Consider the following 21,980-nt stretch of genomic DNA (forward strand, 5'->3'; position numbering starts at 1 on the left):
CAGTTGCGTCGTGGCATAGCCGAATACATCCGGTACTACAATCACGACCGCATCAAGCTCAAGCTAAAAGGGCTGAGTCCTGTGCAATACAGGACCCAGCCCTTGGCCGCGGCCTAACTTACCCGTCCAACTTTAGGGGGTCAGTTCAGAGTAGCATTTCACCGGCACCTTTCTCAGTGCTACGTAGCGTCACCATCCTTGGGAGACGGCCATGGCGAAGTGCGATGCTTGCTTTTCGATCGTCCCGGACAGGCGCGGCGAACGGGGTCACGACGCCCTTGTTGAAACCGGCAGTGAGAAAATCCGTCCATTCGGGAAGGCGCCCGCCATCAAGACGTCGTTCACTTGCTCGACGTGCGGGACGAAATGGACGTACGAGAACAATATGAACGACAGCTACGCCGGTTGGCATGAGGTTGAGAACTGAGGTCATGTCGAAGCCTCCAGCAACAGCCCCGGCTGCCGCGTCCGTTCCGCCTGGAGCGCGATGTAGTCCGGGTTGAGTTCGGCGCCGAGCCACCGGCGGCCGAGTCGCTGAGCGACGCTGGCCACGGTCCCGGAGCCCATGAACGGGTCGAAGACGATATCGCCGGGCCGGCTGCCGGCGAGGATGCACGGCTCGACCAGCGCCTCCGGGAACGTGGCGAAGTGGGCACCGCTGTACGACTGCGTCGCGATAGTCCAGACGCTGCGCTGTTGCGGGTCTCGCTGTAATCGACATCCTCGCGCCCGGCGCGATGCTGCGCCTTCTGACAGTGGTCCGCTGAAGAGTACTTCGTCTCGCGCGCAAAGCTGTTTCGCTTGCTGCCGCGCGCCGCGCCGTCCCGGTGAAATGCGCCGTGCGCGCCATTGCCGATGCTTGTGTCCCAGCCAGCAGGCACAACGCGCGGCTTTGGCTGCCTGTCGTAGCCGCAGGCGAGCGCCAAGTAGCCGTCTACCGCACGGCCGCCGGCCACGCGCCTCAGAACTGGGCCGAGGGCAGCTGGACACTGGTGCCCGACTACCGCGGCGTGCCGCTGTTCCGCACCGCCGACGGATCGGGCTTCCAACTGGGCGACGAGTATTCGGGACTGGGGGACCTGCCGTCGTTCCTTACGGACGAGCCGCGCCCGTCGCCGGCCCATGTGTGGCAGGCGGACGAATGGACGCTGGACGCAGCGCTCGAGACGCAGCATCTGGCGTCGGCGGCCACCGCCCAACGCGACGCGCTGCTTGCCGAGGCTGACCAGCTGATCGCGCCGCTGATGGACGGCTTCGTGCTGGACGAGCTGACCGAAGAGGACTCGCTGCGTCTCAAGGCCCTGAGCCAGTACCGCAAGGCGCTGCGCGCTGTGACCAGTCAGGGCGGCTTCCCTCGCACCATCAACTGGCCGGTGAAGCCGGCGTAGCACCCGCCGCGTTCTGTACCGGCCGCCTTCGGGCGGCTTCTTCATTTTCAGGGGTTCACCATGACGATCGGTATGTCCACCGCCCTGCGGTGCAGCCGGCGCTGCCTAGTCCAGACTGAAGTCAGTGGCCTGGTCTAGGCTCCCACTTCAATTGGATGCGCCGAGCTGGCTCGCCGCCTTTTGATCAGGCGATCGGCGAGCCAATCAGCAAGGCGAACCGCTCTTGCGTCAACGTTGCGGTAGAAGACCTCGGACAAGGCGACTACTAGCAACAGCGTTGCCAAGTAGGCGCACAAACATGCGACCAAATAGGGGGCATCCATCTTCACGGCGCTTTTGATAGTCCAGATGGAGAATGAGAACAAGAGCGGCCAATGAAGGATGTACAGCGAGAATGATATGCGGCCGAAGTACGCGCAAATTTTATGGCTAAAGAACCGTGTTAGTTGCCTAGAGCCGATTGTGCCTGCGAGAACAAAGCTGGCAGCGAAGAGATACCAGAATGCGCGGCGATTGTATCCGGGCGGTACAACCGCCGCCATCAATTTAAATGTCTCGCTATAGTCAAATAGCCCGATGGCCAAGCCTGCCACGAAGAGTGCGGCGGAAACTTTCTGGTGAGATTTCAGCCACTTGGTGGCGCCGTTGAGGGAGGCGCCAATAGCGAAGGCGGCAAAGTACAGCGGCATGCCAGCGGCGAAGCCAAGCGCGACGAGTGCCAAGCCTGCCAGCAGCTTGCGGTCGCCAAACACGAAGTAGACCGCGAACAAGGAGATCGACGCGAGCAACTCGATGTTGATGCTCCAGAGAGGAGAGTTCCACCTTGAGAGGGTTGCATCGTCATGCAGCGAAAGAACGCTGATGAACGTGGCTCGCAACGCCGTCAAAGCATCCGGAGCATGGCTGTACTGCTGGCGCCAGAACACGTCGACATTTGATGACAGTAATGCGTACTGCTGGCTCCAAGAAGGGAAGTCTTGCAAGGCTCGGGCATCCATCAGGCCAGCTTTCATGAGTGCCAGTGCAAACAACACACTGCCCGCAACAGGCAAGACGAGGCGTGGGTAGCGCTTTAACGCGCCCGTCAGGAGGGAAATTCGATCACCTGTCTGCCAGTGTTTGCGCATGAGCACAAAGCCGCTGAGGACGAAAAACACAAGTACCGCGAGGTCGCCGTTGTAGATCAAGGTGAATGGGGCGCGCCCAAACCACACCTCCCAAGGCCAAGCTGGTTGGAATATTGACTGATCGATCCATCGCGCTCGCTGTAAGTATGGAAACGCGAGATAGAAGAAGTGGGACGAAAATACAACGAGGCACGCTATCCCTCGCAGTCCATCAAGGGAGCCGTCTTTTTTTGTAATGCTCATCGTGGGGAAAATCTTTTACTTATCACTTTTGCCTGAACCGAAACTATCCAGGGGTCACGCAGCAGAGCCGAGGCGCCGCGAAGAGCGCAACCAAGTTCGTGGCTTGGGCTTGGCTGGGTCTAGCCACTAGTTTCGGCTTGTGCCCGCAGACATTTGCATTGCGTTTGCCCTATTTATGTGTCGCGGATTCTAACCGTGTTTGTCAGATCCGACACAAATGACCCTCCCCGCCTTGAGCGGGGTTTTTTTGGGGAGTCAACTCATGAACTTGCAGATCTTCCAGGCTGCTGCTGGCCTGTGGCCGGTGCTGGCCGACCGCTGGTGGCCACACGTCAGCGTGGCGTGGCAGGAGTTCGACATTCAGACGGTGGAGCGGCAGGCGCATGGCTTGCGCAGGTCGGCCACGAGTCCGGCGGCTTCATCTACACGCGTGAGCTGTGGGGCCCGACGCCGGCGCAAGTCCGCTACGAGGGTCGCGCCGATCTGGGGAACACCCAGCCGGGGGACGGCAAGCGCTTCATGGGCCGTGGGCTGATCCAGATCACCGGCCGCGCCAACTACCGCGAGTGCGGGACCGCCCTCGGCATCGACCTTGAAGCCAACCCGGTGCAGCTGCAGGGCGACGCGCTGGCGGCGCGCTCGGCGGGCTGGTTCTGGCAGAAGAGGAACCTGAACGCGCTGGCCGATGCCGGCGAGTTTGTGCTGCTCACCCGCCGGATCAACGGCGGCACCAACGGCCTGCCCGACGCTGCCCACCCTGAAGCCCGGCGCCGGCCGAGCCGACATGCTCGACCACATCCGCGTCACGGCGGACCTTTACGCGCGCTGCGCGGCGACACCATGATCCACCTATCCAACGTCCTGCGAGAGATCGCCCCAGGGCAGCTCGCCTTCTGGTGTCCGGGTTGCAAAACCTCCCACACCATCCAGCACGGGGAGGGATCCGGGCCGCGTTGGGGCTGGAACGGCAATGCAGAGCGGCCGACCTTCACGCCGTCTGTGTTGGTGCGATCCGGTCACCACGTGCAAGGGTATGACGGTGGCGGATGCTGGTGCGACTTCAATGCGGAATTGAAGGCCAACGGCGAAGAGCCGAGCGGCTTCAACTGCGAGGTCTGCCATACGTTCGTGACCGACGGACAGATCCAGTTCCTCGGTGACTGCACCCACGCGCTGGCGGGTCAGACGGTGCCGATGGTCGACTTCCCGGAGGGTTCGGGATGCTGATGATGCTCAGGGCAATGCCATGGCGCGCGATCGGCGCGGCGCTGGTGGCCGCCGGTATTTTCGCCGCCGGCTGGGCCGCCAACGGCTGGCGCAAGGACGCGGAGATCGGCCGCATGACGACGGCCAGTTCCCAGGCGGATCTGGCCAGCGCCAACCAGGCCCTCGGCGATCTGTGCACCGCGGGCGAGACCATCCGCGCCAAGGCCGACGAGTTCGCCGGCATCAAGACCACCCTCGGCGCCAAGCTCGACGCCATCCGGAAGCACCTGAAGAATGCTCCGAAGCTGCCTGCTGATTGCCGCCCTGACGCTGGCCGGGTGCGCCTCATGTCCGACGCCGTCGACGCGGCCAAGCAAGCCGCCGCCGCTCGATAGCGCGCTGGCCGCGCCGTGCACAGTTCCCGACGCGCCGGCCATGGCCGACTATGACGCATGGCAGGAATGGGTGATGAAGGACTTGCTGGGCGCGCTTGGCGAATTGCGGCGCGGCACAGGAAGACCGTGGAAGCGTGGTCGCAGTGACTAAAGGCTGCGGAAGAGATAGAAGCCGCCCGCGACGTCAAATCCCAATCCCACCCACGCCAGCGATGTCACAAGAGGCGCAAGGTTTCTCGAAACGCAGTTCAGGCGCAGATACCGGGACGTGTCAGTGGATTCATCCTTCAAGATTTCCTCGGCTTCGAGGTGAATTTCGAGTACCGCTTCACGTTGAAAATATCCAGCGGCCATAGCGGCTACAGCGGAGATCGTGCCTCCCGCGAAAAGGATGGCGGGAAGCCAAGAGGCTTTAGCAGCAACAGGATCGGTCCCTGCCCTTATTGCGAAGCATGCCGCTGCGCCAGCACTGCCACCTATCGCTATATGTTTTAGCGTCTCGAGTCCCCAGAGGTCTGCGCTGTTAAATACTCCCAGCCGCTGCTGAAAGACCTCTTGCAGCTTTTGCTGCTTCTTTTCCTTGTCCATCGTCATTTGGGAGTGGTCCGCGCGGGATGAGGTGCTTCGATCAAAAAGAGGCCCGCTCATTGGCGGGCCAGCCGAAACAGAATTTCCGACGCATTCGCGGTAGCGCCGGGATGGAAAGCCTACGAAAGAGGGGGGGCGCGTGAATATCCCTCGGAAGAGGGGCGGAGGCCGGCGCGGCTACTTCGTGGCCCGGCCAGCCTTGCGCGGGCCCACACGCCGCACTTGCTGATCTAGAGCCCTCAGGATCGAGCCGCCACGCGCGCGGCGCTGGCCGGCAGAGTATCGGTTCAATCCGCCGCCAAAGCGCGCGGCATGGGCCTTAGCCCTTAACGTTGCGCGGGTCATGGCCGAAGGAGTTCCTCTCCCGTATCTGCCCGTCGCGGCCATGGATGAGCAGCTCGACCTTGTCACGCTTCGCGCGCTCGGTGCCCGCCTTGATCGCTTCCTCCTGGCTGAAGTACATGGTGCGGTCGCCGCCGCCCGCTGCCTCCACCGCCCATTCGTTGCCCGCCGGCACCACGTGGATGCTCGCTGCCATGACTGTCTCCTGAAGTTGGTCACGACAGTCTCACGCTGCCGCAGGGCAGAGCGGTATCCGGCTGGCGCCTACAAAGAAAAGCGCCGCGACCTGATCCAAGGGCGCGGCGCAACGATGCAAAAGGGTTGCCGATGCCGGCACAGTCACCTTAGCGAAAAGCCGGCAAAACAGGGGCAGATTCTGACAGCGCACTTTTTCGCGCCGAGGGAGTCAGGCCAGGTCGTCAGGCCTGACCGGCTCGGCCCGATAGGCTGACCAGAACTAGTGGGAGTGCCGGTGGTGGCGAACGCGCTTCTTTTCGATGAAGAGTCGGACCTTGCCGGCGGGGCCGGCGTCAATCTCCACCTCATGGTGGGCTGTCGCGTCGGCGGTAGCCGGGGAAGGGTGGCCAGGCCGGCTGCGATGTAGTCGCCTTGGACGCGGCCGAGAATCCCGTGTGCTTGGTTAGGCGCCTCCGAAGATGCCGCTGACCGCAGGTGGCACTTGGCCGCAAGCTTGCTGTTGCCCATGATCGAGGGTGAAAATACTGTATGAATATACAGTGTACCGCCTGCCGTTGAGGACGTGATGCCGGCGACGCCGGGTGAGAGCAGCCAGCGCTCGCATGGCAGCGCAACCGGCCTCCCTCACGAGACCGGTCGACCCCCCCCTCAATTCAACGGAAAGCGCTTCGCCAATGCCGTGAATCGCTCATCTTCCTTGCGCACCTGTGCCGCGAATTCCTCTGGCGTATTGACCAGCGGCTCGGCGCCGACTGCCGTGATCGCTTTTTGCAGCTCGGCATGGCGCATGGCTTCGCGCACGGCGGCGTAGATGCTCTGCGTGACGGCCGGCGGCGTGCCTTTCGGTGCGAACAGGCCAAACCACGTGGTGTACTCGTACTGCGGCATACCGGTCTCCACCACGGTGCGCACATCCGGTGCCTCGTTGAAGCGGTGGTTGCCCTGGTTGGCGACGATCTTCAGCGTGCCGGCCTTCTGGTGCGGCAGCGCCGAGGCCACGCCGGTCACGGCGAAGTTCACGTTGTTGGCGATCATGTCGGTGATGATGGCCGCGGTTCCCTTGTAGTTGACCACGATCAGGTTGGGCAGCGCTTCCGCCTTCAATTGCTGGCCGAAGAGCTTGGCCACGTTTTCGCCCGTGCCCATTGAGCAGGGCGTGACGGCCGTCTTGCAGTACTTGATCAGCTCGGGCAGGGAGGTGGCGGGGAATTTGCCGTTGGCGACGATCACGCCCGGCGATTGCGCGATGTTGGTTACCGGTACCAGGCTGGCCAGCGGGTCGGTGCCCGTGAAAGAGGGCGCGTGCTTGGTGAGGACGATGGCCGGCGTCTGCAGCAGCAGCGTGTAGCCGTCGGGCTTGGCCTCGGCGACCTTGCGCGTACCGATCAGGCCGTCGGCGCCAGGCAGGTTGACCACCAGCACGGGCTGGCCCCATTGTTCGCCGAGTAGCTTGGCCGTCGCGCGCGCCGAGGCGTCGGTGCCACCGCCCGGTACGTAGGGCACGACAATGGTGACGGGGCGATTGGGCTTCCACGCCGTCTGCGCCAGCGCGGGGGTGACAGCGCCCCAGGTGGCGGCGGCCAGGACAATGGCGCGGAGCAGCGGGCCCTGACAGGCGTGGCGGCGGCGTGTGGAGTGGGGCGTGGGGTGGGTGATCGGCATGTTGGGTCTCCTCCTATGATTTTTTTATCTCGATGGACGGGTCAGCGCGCCCAGCGCTTCTCGAAGTCCCAGACTTCTTCGAAGCCGATCAGCTTGCAGAACTCGTTGAAGTCCGCCATGGGAATCTCGGGCGACAGGCTGGTGCCCGCATCCTTGAGGTGGCGCAGGGACTTCTCCATCGCCGCAGCGGCGACCAGGCTGGTCATGGCGGGGAAGATGGCGAGCGAGTAGCCGATCTCCTTGAGCACGTGGGCCGGCAGGATGGGCGTCTTCCCGCCGTCAGCCATATTGGCCATCATGGGCAGGTCGAAAGCTTCGCAGGCGCGGCGCATTTCTTCCTCGGACTGGGGCGCCTCGAAGAACAGGATGTCGGCGCCGGCCTTCGCGTAGGCCTCCATGCGGCGCATGGCATCGTCCACGCCCAGGCTGGCACGGGCATCGGTACGGGCGATGATGAGGAAGTTCTCCTTGTCCTGGCGGGCCTCCGACGCGACCTTGATCTTCTCGACCATGTCCTCGATCGGCACGCAGCGCTTGTAGGGCGTGTGGCCGCACTTCTTGGGAAATTCCTGATCCTCGATCTGGATGGCGGTGACCCCGGCTTCCTCATAGCCGCGCACGGTGTGATGCACGTTGAGCAGGCCGCCGTAGCCGGTATCCGCATCGGCGATCAGGGCGGCCTTTGAGGTGCGGGTGATGGTGCGCATGCGGTCCACCATCTGGGTATAGGTGGCAATGCCGGCATCGGGCAGCCCCAGGCTGGAGGCGGTGAGCCAGTAGCCGGAGCCGTAGATGATATCGAAGCCGACCTTGTTGGTCATCACGGTGGCGATCATGTCCTGCACGCCGGGAATGACGATGAACTCGCCGGCGGCAAGTTTCTCTCGAAGAATGGGATTGGCCATGGCGGCTCCAGTAGGCAAGAAATGGAAGGGAAGTGCGGCTTAGTCCATCGAGGCCAGCCACGGCTGGTCGCGCTGCACACGCGTCTCGTAGGCGCGCAGCGCGGCGTCATGACGCAGGGTGCGGTCTACCTCGTCCTCGGCGGAAAGCAGTTGCTCGGCGTGCCCATCGGCGAGCGTGACGGGGATGACACTGCCATCGGGAAGCCGCAGGCTGCGTTCGGCCACCCGCAGGTGCAGCGGCGCGTCTCCTGCCTGGGCGAGTGCCTGCAGGAGTCGTGCGTGGTCGGCTGGCGTCACGGTGGCGGCCACCACGCCGTTCTTCACGCAGTTGTTACGGAAAATGTCGCCAAACGACAGCGCCACCACCGCTTTCACGCCGTAGTCGGACAAGGCCCAGACGGCATGTTCGCGCGACGATCCACAACCAAAATTCTGCAGTGCGACCAGCACCTGCGGTGGCGATGGTTGGGCCATGAAAGCGACTTCCGGGCGGCCTTCGGCCAGCCAGTCGGCAAACAGGTGCGCCCCCATGCCGGTGCGCTGTACCAGGCGCAGGAAGCGTCCCGGGAAGATGGCATCGGTGTCGATGTCGTCGCGCTGCATGACCGCGGCGCGGCCTTGGACTTCTGCAATCACGGTCTTCATGCGAGGTACTCCCGGGGGTCGGTCAAGCGTCCTTGCAGGGCGGATGCCGCGACGGCGGCGGGGCTCATCAGGTGGGTACGGCCGCCTTGTCCCTGCCGGTTCTCGAAGTTCCGGTTGGAGGTGGAAGCGCAGCGTTCACCCGGCGCGAGGCTGTCGCCGTTCATGCCGATGCACATGGAACAGCCCGATTCGCGCCACTCGAAACCTGCATCGACAAAGATTTTCGCCAGGCCCTCTGATTCGGCCGCGCGCTTGACGCTGCCCGAGCCCGGGACCACGAGCGCGCGTACGCCCTTGGCCACGTGGCGGCCGCGCACCACGTCGGCGGCGGCGCGCAGGTCTTCCAGTCGGCCATTGGTGCAGGAGCCGATAAAGGCCACATCGATCGGCACCGACGACAGCGCCTGGCCGATCTTGAGCCCCATGTAGGCAAGGTTCTCTTCCAGGCGGTTGCGCTCGGCTTCCTCGCCAAGCATGGCGCCGTCGCCCACGTAGCCGGAGAACGCAGCGCTGTCGGCAGGGGTGGTGCCCCAGGTCACGAGTGGCGCGACGGTTGCGGCGTCGAACTCGACGCAGCGGTCGTAGTCGCCCGCCGCATCGGTGCGCAGGGCGCTCCAGGCCTGCGCGGCCTGCGCGAAATGCTCGCGCGCGGCGCCCTGCACGCGGTCGCGCAGGTAGGCCAGCGTGGTCGCATCCGGTGCGATCAGGCCAAAGCGTGAGCCGGCCTCGATGGTCATGTTGCAAAGCGTGAGCCGCGCCTCCATCGACAGCGCTTCTACCAGGGGGCCGGAGTACTCGACGCCGTAGCCATTGCCGCCGCTGGTGCCGATGTGGTGGATGATGGCCAGCGCCAGGTCCTTGGCGTAGACGCCCTTCGCCAGCGCCCCCGAGATGGCGATGCCCATCGTACGCGGCTTGCGCATCCACAGGCTTTGGGTGCTCATCACATGCGCGACTTCCGAGGTCCCGATGCCCCAGGCCAGCGCGCCCAAGGCGCCCAGCGTGGCACTGTGCGAGTCGCCGCAGACCACGGTGCTGCCCGGCAGCACGTAGCCAAGTTCCGGCGCGATGACATGGACGATGCCCTGCAACGGGTGGTTCAGATCGAACAGGCGCATGCCGGTGGCCTGCGCATTGCGCCGCAAGGTGGCAATCTGCTCGCGGCTTTCGGCGTTGGGGATGTGCGTCAGGCGGTCTGCCGTGGTCGGTACGTTGTGATCCTGTACGGCGATGTGGCGCGGCGACGAGCGCAGCGTGTGACCGGCCTCGGCCATGCTGGCGAAGGCCTGCGGGCTCGATACCTCCTGCACCAGGTGCCGGTCGATATAGATCAGGTCCTCGCCGGCATCGTTACGGGCAACCGCATGGGCCGCCCAGATCTTGTCGAATAAGGTTGTCATGGTGTGGGGTCACTCTGCATGGGCGGTGGTGGTGCCACCGCCCAAAGTCAATCGAGCTTGATGTGGGCAGCCTTGACGATCGCCTTGTTCTTGTCCAGGTCACGCACGATCTCGCGGCCATAGGCATCGGGCGTGCCCGGCGTGGCGACGATGCCGAGCGATGCCAGGCGCTCACGCATGGCGGGGTCGTTCAACACCTTCTGCAGCGCAGCGCTGAGCTTGTCGATCACAGGCTTCGGCGTGCGGGCGGGGGCCATCAGGCCAACCCAGGAACTGATCTCGAAGTCCTTCATGCCGGCTTCGATCAGTGTCGGTACGTTCGGCAACGAGGGCGCGCGTTCGCGCGACGTCACGGCCACCGCGTCGACCTGGCCGCTCTTGACGAAGGGCATGGCGCCGGTGACCGCTGCGAACGTCACGGGCAGGTTGCCCCCGACCACATCCAGCAAGGCCTGGCCGCCACCCTTGTACGGCACATGAGTCATCGGGATGCCGGTGCGCTGGTGGAACATCTCGCCGGCCAGGTGGGTGGTGCTGCCATTGCCCGCGCTGCCGTAGGACATGCCCCCAGCCACCGTCTTGGCGTAGTGCTGCAAGTCCGCAATGTTCTTGATGCCCAGCTTCGGGTTGGCGGCGATCATCAGCACGGCGTCACCGATCTTGCCGATGGGCGTGAAGTCCTTGACCGGGTCGAAGGGCACCTTGGCATAGACATTGGGGTTGATCACCAGCGTGCCGTCATAGCCGAGCAGCAGCGTGTAGCCATCGGGATCCGCCTTCGCCACCATCTGCGTGCCGATATTGCCGCCAGCGCCGGGCTTGTTATCCACCACGATCTGCTGGCCAAGCTGCTGGCCGAGCTTCTCCGCCACGATGCGGGCGCTGGTGTCGGTCACGCCGGCATTGGCGAAGGGCACGATCAGGCGGATCGGCTTGGTGGGGTAGTCGGTCTGCGCGTGCGCGGCAGGCAGGCCGCAAGCGGCCAAGGCGAGGGTTGCGCCGAGCAAGCGGCGGCGAGTTTGGGCGGACAGGCTGAGAGGCTGTTTCACGATGGGTTGTCTCCGGTTTTGTTGGGGGAAGGCATCGACGTGCCGTTGCTGTGGCGATTGCAGTGGAACTTCGGACAGGGTGTGGCTCAGGCTCGCGGGTCGCGGGCGCGACGGGTGGCGGCAAGCGCCATCAGGTGTTCATCGCGCCAGGCCCGTCGCGATTCCAGGTCGGCCTGTGACAGGTGCTCGCGGCGTTGTGTCTCCACGTCCCGGATCAGCGCCGGCTCCCAGGGTGCCTCGTGGCCGCGTGATTGCGCGATGCGCTGGTACAGCGGGCCCAGCCGCACCGCATAGTCGGCGACGCCGCCCGGCGCATTCAGGTCGATGGTTTCGAACGGCCCCATGAATGACCAGCGCCAGCCCAGGCCGTCGCGTATGGTTTTGTCGATGTCCTCGCAACTGGCCACGCCTTCCTGCGCCAGCGCCCACGCTTCGCGCAACAGCACGGCCTGCAGCCGGTTCAGCACGAAGCCTTCCACTTCCTTGCGCACGTGGACCACGGTCTGGCCCACGGCCCGCATCAGCGCGTCGGCAAAGCTGACCGTGCCCGACGCCGTCTCCGGCGAAGGCACCAGTTCAACCACCGGGACCAGGTATGGCGGATTGACCGGATGGGCGATCAGCACGCGCGGGGAGATGGACAGGCCCAGCGCGAAAGCCGACCCCGGGATGCCGGACGTGGAGCTGCCGACGACCATATCGGGCGAGGCCAGCGCGTCGAGATCCACTATCAGTTGGCGTTTCACCTCCACCCGTTCGAGCACCGACTCCTGCACATAGGCCACGCCGTCCACGGCCTCGGCCAGCGTGGCAACCGGCGTGATGCGGGCCAGCACCGTGGCGGCGTCCTCGTCGATCAACCCGTGCCGCTGCAAACCGGACAGTTGTGCTGCGATAAGCGGCACGGCCTTGCGCGTGGTCTCGGGATTGGCGTCGAACATCTTGACGTTCAGGCCGGCACGGGCAAAGACGATGGCCCAGCCGGCGCCTACCAGACCGGCACCGACGATTGCTACAGGGCGGCCGGCGCATAGCGCCTGGATGTCAGGGGAATCGGTCATGTTGTCTTGCGTCTCCTGTTATGTGGCGTCGCGCCTGCGTACGGTGCCGCGCTCAACCAGCACGCAGGGCACATCCACGCTGCTCGCCATGACTTGTCCGCCGATCTGCTCGAACAGCAGGGTCCGCGTGGCGTCCACCATCTGTTCCACGTTCTGCTGCACGGTGGTCAGGTCGAATGACGGCCACGCGGCCTGCGGCACGTTGTCGAAACCCACCACGGAAACATCGCGCGGCACTTGCATGCCTAGCTCGGCACGCAGGGTCTCCAGCGCAGCGATGGCCATGTGGTCATTGGCGGCGAACAGCGCGTCCGGGCGGTTGTCCGGGTCTCGGAACAGCGCAAGCACCGCGCGCCGCGCCTCGCCGAAGTCGTAGTGGCCGACGCCGCGGGCATGCAGCGGCAGGCCGGCCGCGGCGAGGGCATCGCACAGCCCGGCCTCGCGGTCGCGGCTGGTCGATGCGTTCTCCGATCCGGCCAGCCAGGCAATGCGGCGGTGGCCGGTGCGCACCAGCAGTTCTCCGACCAGCCGGCCGCCCGCGCGGTTCTGCGAGGTGACCGAACTGGTCGAGTAGCCGCCCATCGGCCCCACCTGTGCCACCCGGTTGAACAGCACCACGGGAATGCCGGCGTTGATACAGTCATTGGCGAGCGCCGATGACAGCGTCGTAGAGGCCATCACGATGCCATCGACCTGGTACTGCAGGATGTCCGCCAGGACATTGTCGGCTTCTTCCGTCTCGCTGATAAACAGCAGTACGTGATAGCCATCCTGCTGTAGCGCCTGGCACAGGCGTTCGATGACCACCGGGTAGAACTGGTTCTCCAGGTAGCTCATGACCAGCCCGATGATCCGGCTGCGGCGGGTGATCAAGCTGCGGGCGATGGCATTCGGCCGGTAGCCCAGCTTGCGGGCGGCGGTCTCGATCCGTTCACGGGTCTCGGGCGCTACGCTGGCGCCGGGCGTGAACGTGCGACTGACGGCGGACTGCGAGACCTCCGCCAGGCGGGCCACATCGTGGGCGGTGACTTTTTTCATGCCGCGGTCCATCCCCCATCCAGCATCAGCGCGCTGCCCGTCATCAGGCTGGAGGCGTCGCTGGCGAGGAACACCACCGGGCCCATGACCTCGTCGATCCGGCCCAGCCGGCCCAGCGCGATCTTGTCGAGCACAAAGCGGCGGAACGATGCGTCCTCGAACATCGGCGCGGTGAGCGTGGTCTCGATAAAGGTGGGGCATAGCGTATTGACGCGGATGCCCGCCGGCCCCAGCTCCCAGGCCAGGGCCTTGCTCATGCCCTCGACCGCATGCTTGCTGGCGCAGTAGAGCGTGCGGCGCGGGCTGCCCACGTGCCCCATCTGCGACGAGACATTGATGAAGGAGCCGGGCAGGCCGGCTGCCTGCAAGCTGCGCGCCACTTCACGGGAGACATAGAAGGTAGCTTTCACATTCAACGCAAAGACCGCGTCGATATCTTCGTCGGGCGTCTCCGTCAGCAACTTGGGGCGGTTCATGCCCGCGTTGTTGACGAGGATCTGGAAGGGTGGGCGGCTGCTGATCGCGCGCTTGACCGCAGCGGGGTCCGTGACGTCCAGCACCATGAAGTCGGCGCGGGCCCCTTGCGCGCGAATGGCGGCGCAAGCGGCTTCCAGTTCGGCACCCGACCGGGCCGCCAGGGTGACCTCGGCACCGGCCTGCGCCAGTGCCACGGCCGCCGCCAGCCCCAGGCCCCGGCCTCCGCCGGTGACGAGGGCGCGCTTGCCGTCGAGACGAAAGCCGGTGAATGCCGGCAGTGGCGTCATGGCTGTCACCCCTGCAAGGCCGGCACCGGCGCGTACCACGGCACGTCCGGACGCTCGCCGTAGCGGCGCACGCGGATATTGGCCTGCTCGCCATGGCCGGCAAAGTTCTCCATATGGCACAGGCGCGAGCAGTATTCGCCGATCTCGGCGCTGGCGGCGTCCGTCGTCACGCGCTGGAACGTGCAGGTCTTCAGGAACTTGCCGACCCACAGGCCACCGGTATAACGGGCCGCCTTGTTGGTGGGCAGCGTGTGATTGGTACCGATGACCTTGTCGCCAAAGGCGACGTTGGTACGCGGCCCCAGGAACAGCGCGCCGTAGTTGGACATATGGTCCAGGAACCAGTCGGGATCGCGGGTCATGACCTGCACATGCTCGGAGGCGATCTCATCCGCCTTCTGCAGCATCTCTTCCCGCGTATCGCAGACGATCACCTCGCCGAAGTCGGCCCAGGCCTTGCCGGCGATCTCCGCCGTCGGCAGGATCTTGAGCTGCCGCTCGATTTCGGCCATGGTGGCGTGCGCCAGCGCTTCGCTATCGGTCAGCAGCACGGCCGGGGAGGTCAGACCGTGCTCGGCCTGGCCCAGCAGGTCGACCGCGCAGATTTCGCCGTCTACCGAGTCGTCGGCGATGACCAGGGTTTCGGTGGGGCCGGCAAACAGGTCGATGCCGACACGGCCGAACAGTTGACGCTTGGCTTCCGCCACGAACATATTGCCCGGGCCGACCAGCATGTCCACGGGCGCGATGCTGGAGGTGCCGACGGCCATTGCTACCACCGCCTGCACGCCGCCCAGCACCAGGATCTCGTCCGCGCCCGCCATGTGCATGGCGGCGACGATCGCCGGATGGGGCTCACCGTGGAAGGGGGGCGCCGTCGCCACCACGCGCTTGACGCCGGCGACCTTGGCGGTCAGCACGCTCATGTGGGCGGAGGCCAGCAGCGGATACTTGCCACCCGGGATGTAGCAGCCGACCGCATTGACCGGCACATGGCGGTGCCCCAGGAACACACCGGGGCGGGTTTCCACCTCAACGTCCAGCATGGAGTCGCGCTGGATCTGTGCGAAGTTGCGAACCTGAGCTTGCGCAAACCGGATGTCCTCCAACTCGCGTGCTGACAGGCTGTTCATCGCCTTCTCGATGGCGGCCTGCGGCAGACGGAAATCCTCGGGATCCCAGTTATCGAATTTCTTGCTGTACTCGCGCACGGCCGTATCGCCGCGCGCCTCGATGTCGCGGATGATGCCTTCAACGGTATTGCGGACGGCGGTGTCGTCATGGGCACGCGCCTGGACGTCACGTCCACGCTTGAGGTAACGAATCATGGGGAGTTCCGGGGTGGGTTGTGCATACGTATGCAGACTAACTTTCTTGCATTCGTATGCAAACTCGGTGTTTTCCCTAGCGATGTCCGCGTGACGGGTAAGGCTCAAGTATTCTCCGAACCTGCCGTTAGCCGTAGATCGCCCGAGGTCCTAACACTAATAACATGCTCGAAAAATCCTATTCCCCCCGACTGCTCGCCGGCCTCCTCGCAGCGAGCCTGGCGTTGTGCGGCGCCGGTGCCTGGGCCAGTACCGATCCGAAGGCAGCCGAAGTGCCGGCTGTGGAGGCGGACCGGTTGTCGGACGCCTCGCCGGCGCGTCTTGTGGCGGAGCTTCAGCAGCGCATCCGGGACAAGTCCGTTCGTGAGTTGCGGGCAAGCGCCAATGGCGAATACGCCACGACCCTGATGCTGGCGGAAGACGAAGTGGTGTGCTACGTGGGGCTGCTCTACCAGAACAAGCTGTGGCGCGTGTCGCGTTTCAGCTCGCTGGCGAGCGCCGAGTCGGCGTACCGCAAGGCCACCGCGCAGAGCGCGGCCCTGGCCGATCAGGCGATCCGGCGGCAGGTCTTGGCCACGGAGCAGCGCCAGGTCGAGCGTGCGATCCAGAGTGCGGAAGCTCAGGCCGATGCCCTGGCCACGGAATTGCGTGCCGAACAGACGCAGCGTGAGCAGTTCAACGAAGACCAGAAGATGGTTCGCGCCGAGAACGAATCCCGGGAGGCGGACAACCGCAGTGCGCGCAGCCAGCTGGCGAAGCTGCGGCAGGAAATTCGCCGTCTGGAGGCATCCCTGGCGGATTCCGGCCAGAAGCTGCCGGTGCCCGAGAAAACGCGGCGCTAGCGTCATCGCCCGGCCCGGGACGACAGCTCCCAGGCCGGGCCGGATGCATCCACGGAGGGGGGAGGGGCGCAAGCCGCTCCCCCCTCATGCCATACCGCCATACCAGTCAGGGATTGAACGTATCCCCGAGGACCACCCCCTCGCGGCGCGGATCCGTGCCGCCCATCCACACCGCCGCGCCGCCAGACTGGCTGCGCAGGACCGTATTGACCCCGCTCGATTGCGCGCCTATCGATACCGTATGACCCAGGGCGCGCAGGCCCGTGACCAGCGGATCGTTGGCGCCGTTGTTCGTGGCGTCGATATTCGGATGCTCGCCGCCGACGGTGGTGCTTGGGTTGTTGCTGGCGCCGAAGTCAACGAGTCCCGAGGACTGTTGGGCGTTGAGCCCCCAGTCGAGCACGCCCACGAGCGTCTTCACGACGTATTGCGGGATCGTGCCGCCGCCCGGCGAGCCGGTGGCCATCAGGAAGTCGCCAATCGACCCATCGGCGGCTTGACGGAACACCATCGTCGGCGCCATCGAGCTGCGCGGCCGCTTGCCCGGCTGCACCCGGTTGGCCACCGGTACACCGCCGCTGTCAGTCGGCTGGGCCGAGAAGTCGGTCAGCTGGTTGTTGAGCAGGAAGCCATTGGTCATGTGGAACGAGCCCATGCTCGATTCGACCGAGGTGGTCGCGCTGACCACGCTGCCATCAGCATCGACGATGGTGAACTGGTTCGTGCCATGCTCGATCAGCGACGCCACGCCGAGTGGCACCGAGCCGAGGTTCCCGGCCGTGGCCGTGCCCATGCTGACGGTTGGCGAGATCAACGCCGCGCGGGAAGCCAGATACGGCTTGTTCAGCATGGTGTTGGCCGAGCCGCCGGGCAGGGGAACGAAGTCGGTATCGGCCACGTATTTGTCACGGTCGGCGTAGGCCAGCCGTTCGGCTTCGCTGACGAAGTGCACGCCGAGCACGGTGGGCTTGCCGCCTTCGCCGTCGATGGCGCTCGGCTTCAGTGCGGCGAGGTCGAAGTTCTCCAGAATCCCCATCGCCGACAGCACCGTGATGCCGCCCGACGTCGGCGGCGGCGCCCCGCAGATCCAGTAGGCGCGGTACGTGATGCAGACCGGGTCGCGCTGCTTGGCCTGATAGTTGGCCAGATCGGCCAGCGTGGTCTTGCCCGGGGTGATCGGCGAGCCGTCCGTGGCGGCAGTCGTGCCGATCTTGGCGATGATGTCGCTGGCGATCTGGCCCGTGTAGATCGCATTGGCGCCGTTGGCGGCCATCTGCGTCAGGGTGTTGGCGTAGGCCGGATTCTTGAGCACCGTGCCGAGCGCCTTGGGCGTGCTGTCGGCGTTGAAGAAGTAGGCGAGCGCCTCCGGGTCGCGCCTGAGTGAGGTGGCATTGCTCTGGATGGCGGCGGCCAGGCGTCCGCCGATCGGAAATCCGTTGGTGGCCAGCGTGATGGCGTCGCCGAACAGGTCCTTCCACGCGAGCTTGCCGTGCTCCTTCTGCACGCGTTCGATCAGGCGTGGGATGCCGACCGTGCCGATCGAACGGCCGCTGGCCCGGGCGCTCGGCACGGGCGGGTTCGTGTTGGTGGCGTCGTCGATATAGCGCAGATAGTTCTCGGTGGCGGCGGCGGGCGCCGACTCCCGGCCATCGTAGGCCTGCACGGCGCGCGTGCGGGCGTCGTAGTAGAGCATGAAGCCGCCCGAGCCCATGCCGGTGGCTTCCGGCACGGTCAGCCCCAGCACGGACTGCACGGCCACCGCGGCATCCGCCGCGCTGCCGCCTTTCTTGAGCACCGCGCAGCCGGCCGCGCTGGCATAGGCGTTGGACGACGACACCATGTAGGTCTTCGCGTAGACCGGCTTGAGCCCCGTGCGATAGCCGGACGCTGGCTCGGGCAGGGACGGGTCGCCGGGCTGGCTCGATCCCACCACGACCGTGCTGCCGTCGCTGGCCAGTACCTGGCAACTGGTGTCGGCCTGTGGGGTGGTTGGGGTGGTGGGGGGTGTGGCGGGACTGTCGTCGCTGCCGCCGCACGAGGCGATCAGCAGGGTACTGGCAATGGCAATGGCGGTGGCCAGCGCCAGCGGGGTTTTCTGAATGCGCAACACGATCTTTCCTCCGAAACTACGACGTGAAAGAACAAGCCCGAGGGCTCGGACTGCGGTGCTGCTAGCTGGTTGGGCGTTGGCATGTCGTCGCGCACGGGCGTGCCCTGGCCCTGGCGGCGCGTGATTGGCTGCGATGTGAAACAACGCGAAAAGCGACCCCGTCCCCCGACGGGGCGACCTGTCGGGGGGATGCGGATTGGAGAACCGGATGGGGGGAGGGTGGCGCTACGACGAGTCGGTGTCAGTCATGACGCGCTAGACACTTTTTATGGGGGAAGTGTCTAGCGTAGTACACAACTATCGATATGCAAGTGCGCCAAGCCACGTTTCGTGGGCGGTCAGTCGGGCGCGCCTGCCATGACCTCGCCGTAGCGCTCCATGTGGAAGTCCGTATCGCCGAACAATACGTCCACCATGGCGAGCTGCTTGAAGTAGTCGCCGACCTCCAGTTCGTCGGTCATGCCCATGCCGCCGTGGAGTTGCACGGCTTGCTGGCCGACGAAACGCGCCGCCCGGGCCACCACCACCTTGGCGCCGGCGAGCATGCGCCTGCGCGCGGCGGCATCGGTCTCGTCGAGCGCCTGCGCCGCCACGTACGCCATCGACAAGGCGAGCTCCTTGTGCACCAGCATCTCGGCCATGCGGTGCTGCAAGGCCTGGAACGTGGCGAGCGGCGTACCGAACTGCCTGCGCGTGCGAAGGTATTCGCCCGTCAGTTCGATCAGGCGCTCCATCGCGCCCACCGCTGCGGCGCATTGTGCCGCGATGCCGTGGTCGAGACCATGTTCGAGCGCGGCCAGACCAGCATCCTCGTTGCCTACCCGCGCACTGGCTGGCACCGTCACGCCCTGCAGCCGCAGGTCGGCGCCGCGCAGGCCGTCCATGGTCGGATAGCTGGTGACGTGCAGCCCTTCGGCATCGCGTGGCACCAGGAACAGCGCGAGATCGCCCTCGGGCGACGGGAGCCGTGCGCTGACCAGATAGGTGTCCGCCGCATCGCCATGCCAGACCAGCGACTTGACGCCATCGAGCCGGTAGCCGTCGCCGTCATGCACGGCCGTGGCCTGGGCGGCGTCCGGTCGGTAGCGCGTGCCCGGTTCGAGATAGGCGAGGGCGAGCACGCGCTCGCCGCTGGCAAGCGCCGGCAGCCATGCCGCCTGTTGCGCCGCGCTGCCATGCTTGCCGAGCACGGCCGTGCCGACCACCGCGCTCGGGATCACGGGTTCGGACACCAGCCCGCGCCCCAGTTCCCGGTGCACCACCAACTGGCTGGCCGGGCCTTCGCCAAAGCCGCCGAAGTCGGCCGGCACGGTGAGGCCCAGCACACCCATCTCCGCCAGCGCCGCCCAGATGCCCCGATCGAACGCGCCGCCGTGGCGGGCGATCTCCCGGCGCCGGGAGAAGGGATATTCGGCCTCGACGAAACGCCGCAGGCTGTCCGCCAGCATCTGCTGTTCTTCGCTGTAGTGGAAGTCCATGACTGTGTCTCCCTTCAGAATCCGATGATCATCTTGGCGATGATGTTCTTCTGCACCTCGTTGGCGCCGCCGTAGATCGACGTCTTGCGCATATCGAAGTAGGTGGCCGCAGCCGGCGATGCCCAGTCAGGCCCGCTGAGCGGCTGCACGACACCCGCCTCGCGCCACGCCGGCGCGTACGGCCACGCATTCGGGCCCGCAACTTCCAGTTGCAGCATGGCGATGTCCTGTTGCAGCTCGGAGCCGCGGATCTTCAGGATCGAGGCTTCCGGACCGGGGCCACGGCCACCTTCCTGCGTGGCCACGCGCAGCAGGAGCATCTCCATGGCCATCAGGTCTATCTCGAGCCGGGCGATCTTGTCGCGCATGCGTACATCGTCGATCATCCGCCGGCCCTTGCCGTCGGTAGCCTGGGTGGCGTAGTGCTTGAGCAGGCGCATCTCGCGATGGCAATGGCCGATCCCCGCGATGGACGTGCGCTCATGGCCCAGCAGGTACTTGGCGTAGGTCCAGCCACGGTTCTCCTCGCCCACCAGGTTCTCGACCGGCACCTCCACGTCTTCGAACCACGTTTCGTTGACGTCGTGGCCGCCGTCGAGGGTGGTAATCGGGCGGATCGTCACCCCGGGGCTCTTCATGTCGATCAACAGCATCGAGATCCCGTCCTGGGGCTTCGCCTCGCCATCGGTGCGAACGAGGCAGAAGATCCAGTCGGCGTATTGTGCATACGACGTCCACGTCTTCTGGCCGGTCACGATATAGCGGTCGCCCTGGCGCACGGCGCGCATCTTCAGCGAGGCGAGGTCGGACCCCGCGCCGGGCTCCGAGTAGCCCTGGCACCAGAAGTCCTCCATGGTCGGAATGCGCGGCAGGAAGTGGGCCTTCTGTGCGGCGTTTCCGTACTTCTGCAGCACCGGCCCGATCATGGCCAGGCCGGTCGGCAGCAGACGCGGGGCGTCGGCGTTAAAGGTCTCGATCTCGAAGATCAGCCGTTGCAGGGCGTTCCAACCCGTGCCGCCGTACTCGACCGGCCAGTTCGGCGCGCCCCAGCCATGCGCCTGGAGGATGCGATGCCACCGCACGAAGTCGTCCTTGCCCAGACGTTGGTGGTTGCGGACCTTGTCGGCGATGTCGGCGGGCAGGTGGCTCCGCACGAAGGCGCGGACTTCCTCGCGGAAATCCAGTTCGGCTCGGGTGAATCGCAAGTCCATGCACGGCTCCCTGCTGGCTGTTGGTCGGATCAGGGGGACGAGCATAGCGGCCGGACCCCTTCCGCCACCCTCCCCGACATGGGTAGGGGCGAGGTCGAGGTGACCGATATGAAGCAGGTATCGGGGATACGGCAGGCGTTCGACGCAGCCGGCGACTGAGGCGGTCAGTCAGCTGGCCGCCACGGGCCGCCACTGGCCGGAGTCGTGGCGGACATCGACCTTTTCGCCATGCAGCCGCACTTGCTCGTCGTTCACCGTCGCGGCGGTGGCCGGGTCAATATCGAACTTCACGTGGAGCGCCTGTTCGACATGGGCACTTTCGACCGGAAGCTCCCAGGTTAGAAATAGCTGTGTCCAATCCTGGTCCGCGGGAAAGTCGGCCAGATCGAAGCCATGGCTGCCGCGCCGAATCACGCCATGCGGCTGGCAGGTATCGAAGATCATTACCGTCCCCCGGCGCAGGGGGATGCGAAGATCCAGCGCTGGAAAATGGACGTCCAGCCCTTTGTCCTCGCTCAGGAAGAGATTGCAGAAGGCGAGGCCGCCATATTGCTCTCCATCATGGTGATACCGCGCGCCGCGGCAAGCCATGAGTGCGATGTCGTTCGACAAAGGCATGCCGAACCTGCTCGCCCAATCTGAAACCGCCTGTACACAGTCCGGGTAATCGGGCCAGCGCATGCGGGCTCGTGGCAGGGACATCGGCTCGACGTCACCGGTTTCCAGCGACATATTGGACGCGATTTCCCGCGCCCAATCCGCGCGCAGGCGGGCGGGCGGCTCGGGAATCTCGACCGTACCGGATAACACGACGTTACTCACACTCCGGCTGCGGATGGCATCGTCACTCCAGAAATAGGAAATGAGGGGGACTGGAGAGGGGCGGGAGATGGGGTGCATGGCCAAGAGTGTAATGCGGCGCCTCTATTCTGCAGGGCAGCGCTTCATCGGTATTCCCGAGGATGTATTTTCATTGACGATTCAACGAAAATGGTACTTC

The 21,980-nt window shown here is 65.3% G+C and carries 22 protein-coding genes; 5 read left to right on the forward strand and 17 right to left on the reverse strand.

Going from position 1 to position 21,980, the window contains the following annotated elements; all coding sequences use genetic code 11:
• On the forward strand, positions 1–117 hold a 117-nt coding region (locus AB4120_RS04700), incomplete at its 5' end, for an IS3 family transposase (protein WP_441641843.1).
• Positions 118–429: 312 nt separating this feature from the next.
• Here the strand turns inward: AB4120_RS04700 and AB4120_RS04705 are convergent.
• Positions 430–990 carry a DNA-methyltransferase gene (locus AB4120_RS04705; protein ID WP_392388494.1) on the reverse strand — a complete coding sequence of 187 codons (561 nt, stop codon included), beginning with the start codon at positions 988–990 and terminating at the stop codon, positions 430–432.
• 2 nt (positions 991–992) lie between these two features.
• Between AB4120_RS04705 and AB4120_RS04710 the strand changes: the two genes are divergently transcribed.
• A complete protein-coding gene (locus AB4120_RS04710) occupies positions 993–1,388 on the forward strand; it encodes a tail fiber assembly protein (protein ID WP_187645158.1) in 396 nt (131 codons plus the stop codon).
• Between the two features lie 134 nt (positions 1,389–1,522).
• Here AB4120_RS04710 and AB4120_RS04715 read toward each other — a convergent pair whose 3' ends face one another.
• On the reverse strand, positions 1,523–2,758 hold the full coding sequence (locus AB4120_RS04715; RefSeq protein ID WP_149136141.1) for an acyltransferase family protein: 1,236 nt from the start codon (positions 2,756–2,758) through the stop codon (positions 1,523–1,525).
• Positions 2,759–3,079: 321 nt separating this feature from the next.
• On the opposite strand from AB4120_RS04715, the gene AB4120_RS04720 reads away from it, so the two are divergent.
• On the forward strand, positions 3,080–3,985 hold the full coding sequence (locus tag AB4120_RS04720) for a DUF6527 family protein (RefSeq protein ID WP_441641897.1): 906 nt from the start codon (positions 3,080–3,082) through the stop codon (positions 3,983–3,985).
• On the forward strand, positions 3,979–4,359 hold the full coding sequence (locus tag AB4120_RS04725) for a hypothetical protein (protein ID WP_262389613.1): 381 nt from the start codon (positions 3,979–3,981) through the stop codon (positions 4,357–4,359). The genes AB4120_RS04720 and AB4120_RS04725 overlap by 7 nt, the downstream gene beginning before the upstream one ends.
• 147 nt (positions 4,360–4,506) lie before the next feature.
• Here the strand turns inward: AB4120_RS04725 and AB4120_RS04730 are convergent, their stop codons facing one another.
• The 11 genes from AB4120_RS04730 to hisD all read right to left on the reverse strand — a co-directional run bounded on the left by AB4120_RS04730 (position 4,507) and on the right by hisD (position 15,339).
• Positions 4,507–4,953 carry a hypothetical protein gene (locus AB4120_RS04730; protein ID WP_441641898.1) on the reverse strand — a complete coding sequence of 149 codons (447 nt, stop codon included), beginning with the start codon at positions 4,951–4,953 and terminating at the stop codon, positions 4,507–4,509.
• A 313-nt stretch (positions 4,954–5,266) separates the two neighbouring features.
• Positions 5,267–5,485, reverse strand: a complete 219-nt coding sequence (locus AB4120_RS04735) for a DUF2188 domain-containing protein (protein ID WP_441641899.1) — start codon at positions 5,483–5,485, stop codon at positions 5,267–5,269.
• 650 nt (positions 5,486–6,135) lie between these two features.
• Complete coding sequence (locus AB4120_RS04740) at positions 6,136–7,149, reverse strand: tripartite tricarboxylate transporter substrate binding protein (protein WP_441641900.1); 1,014 nt, start codon at positions 7,147–7,149, stop codon at positions 6,136–6,138.
• Positions 7,150–7,190: 41 nt separating this feature from the next.
• Positions 7,191–8,054, reverse strand: a complete 864-nt coding sequence (locus AB4120_RS04745; protein WP_149136137.1) for an isocitrate lyase/PEP mutase family protein — start codon at positions 8,052–8,054, stop codon at positions 7,191–7,193.
• Between the two features lie 39 nt (positions 8,055–8,093).
• Positions 8,094–8,699 carry a 3-isopropylmalate dehydratase small subunit gene (gene leuD, locus AB4120_RS04750; protein ID WP_441641901.1) on the reverse strand — a complete coding sequence of 202 codons (606 nt, stop codon included), beginning with the start codon at positions 8,697–8,699 and terminating at the stop codon, positions 8,094–8,096.
• Positions 8,696–10,099, reverse strand: coding sequence for a 3-isopropylmalate dehydratase large subunit (gene leuC / locus AB4120_RS04755; protein ID WP_441641902.1), 1,404 nt, complete (start codon positions 10,097–10,099; stop codon positions 8,696–8,698). Before leuC ends, leuD begins: the two co-directional genes overlap by 4 nt.
• Positions 10,100–10,146: 47 nt before the next feature.
• Positions 10,147–11,151, reverse strand: coding sequence for a Bug family tripartite tricarboxylate transporter substrate binding protein (locus AB4120_RS04760; RefSeq protein WP_441642012.1), 1,005 nt, complete (start codon positions 11,149–11,151; stop codon positions 10,147–10,149).
• Between the two features lie 83 nt (positions 11,152–11,234).
• Positions 11,235–12,209, reverse strand: a complete 975-nt coding sequence (locus AB4120_RS04765) for a 3-hydroxyacyl-CoA dehydrogenase (RefSeq protein WP_149136135.1) — start codon at positions 12,207–12,209, stop codon at positions 11,235–11,237.
• 18 nt (positions 12,210–12,227) lie between these two features.
• The gene (locus AB4120_RS04770) at positions 12,228–13,247 is read right to left on the reverse strand and encodes a LacI family DNA-binding transcriptional regulator (RefSeq protein ID WP_441641903.1); all 1,020 of its coding nucleotides are present in this window, start codon (positions 13,245–13,247) and stop codon (positions 12,228–12,230) included.
• The gene (locus AB4120_RS04775; RefSeq protein ID WP_441641904.1) at positions 13,244–14,011 is read right to left on the reverse strand and encodes an SDR family NAD(P)-dependent oxidoreductase; all 768 of its coding nucleotides are present in this window, start codon (positions 14,009–14,011) and stop codon (positions 13,244–13,246) included. Before AB4120_RS04775 ends, AB4120_RS04770 begins: the two co-directional genes overlap by 4 nt.
• A 5-nt stretch (positions 14,012–14,016) precedes the next feature.
• Positions 14,017–15,339 carry a histidinol dehydrogenase gene (hisD, locus tag AB4120_RS04780; RefSeq protein WP_149136133.1) on the reverse strand — a complete coding sequence of 441 codons (1,323 nt, stop codon included), beginning with the start codon at positions 15,337–15,339 and terminating at the stop codon, positions 14,017–14,019.
• Positions 15,340–15,503: 164 nt separating this feature from the next.
• Between hisD and AB4120_RS04785 the strand changes: the two genes are divergently transcribed.
• On the forward strand, positions 15,504–16,181 hold the full coding sequence (locus tag AB4120_RS04785) for a DUF2968 domain-containing protein (protein ID WP_149136132.1): 678 nt from the start codon (positions 15,504–15,506) through the stop codon (positions 16,179–16,181).
• Positions 16,182–16,287: 106 nt separating this feature from the next.
• Here the strand turns inward: AB4120_RS04785 and AB4120_RS04790 are convergent, their stop codons facing one another.
• The 4 genes from AB4120_RS04790 to AB4120_RS04805 all read right to left on the reverse strand — a co-directional run bounded on the left by AB4120_RS04790 (position 16,288) and on the right by AB4120_RS04805 (position 21,880).
• Complete coding sequence (locus AB4120_RS04790; RefSeq protein WP_441642013.1) at positions 16,288–18,282, reverse strand: gamma-glutamyltransferase family protein; 1,995 nt, start codon at positions 18,280–18,282, stop codon at positions 16,288–16,290.
• Between the two features lie 347 nt (positions 18,283–18,629).
• Positions 18,630–19,769 (reverse strand): acyl-CoA dehydrogenase family protein, encoded by a 1,140-nt coding sequence (locus AB4120_RS04795; RefSeq protein WP_441641905.1) that lies wholly within the window; start codon positions 19,767–19,769, stop codon positions 18,630–18,632.
• Positions 19,770–19,783: 14 nt separating this feature from the next.
• The gene (locus AB4120_RS04800) at positions 19,784–20,980 is read right to left on the reverse strand and encodes an acyl-CoA dehydrogenase family protein (RefSeq protein ID WP_149136130.1); all 1,197 of its coding nucleotides are present in this window, start codon (positions 20,978–20,980) and stop codon (positions 19,784–19,786) included.
• 168 nt (positions 20,981–21,148) lie between these two features.
• Positions 21,149–21,880, reverse strand: coding sequence for a hypothetical protein (locus tag AB4120_RS04805; RefSeq protein ID WP_441642014.1), 732 nt, complete (start codon positions 21,878–21,880; stop codon positions 21,149–21,151).
• Between the last annotated feature and the right edge of the window lie 100 nt (positions 21,881–21,980).

Source organism: Cupriavidus sp. 2KB_3, from assembly GCF_052115685.1.
GTDB classification, from domain to species: Bacteria; Pseudomonadota; Gammaproteobacteria; order Burkholderiales; family Burkholderiaceae; genus Cupriavidus; species Cupriavidus campinensis.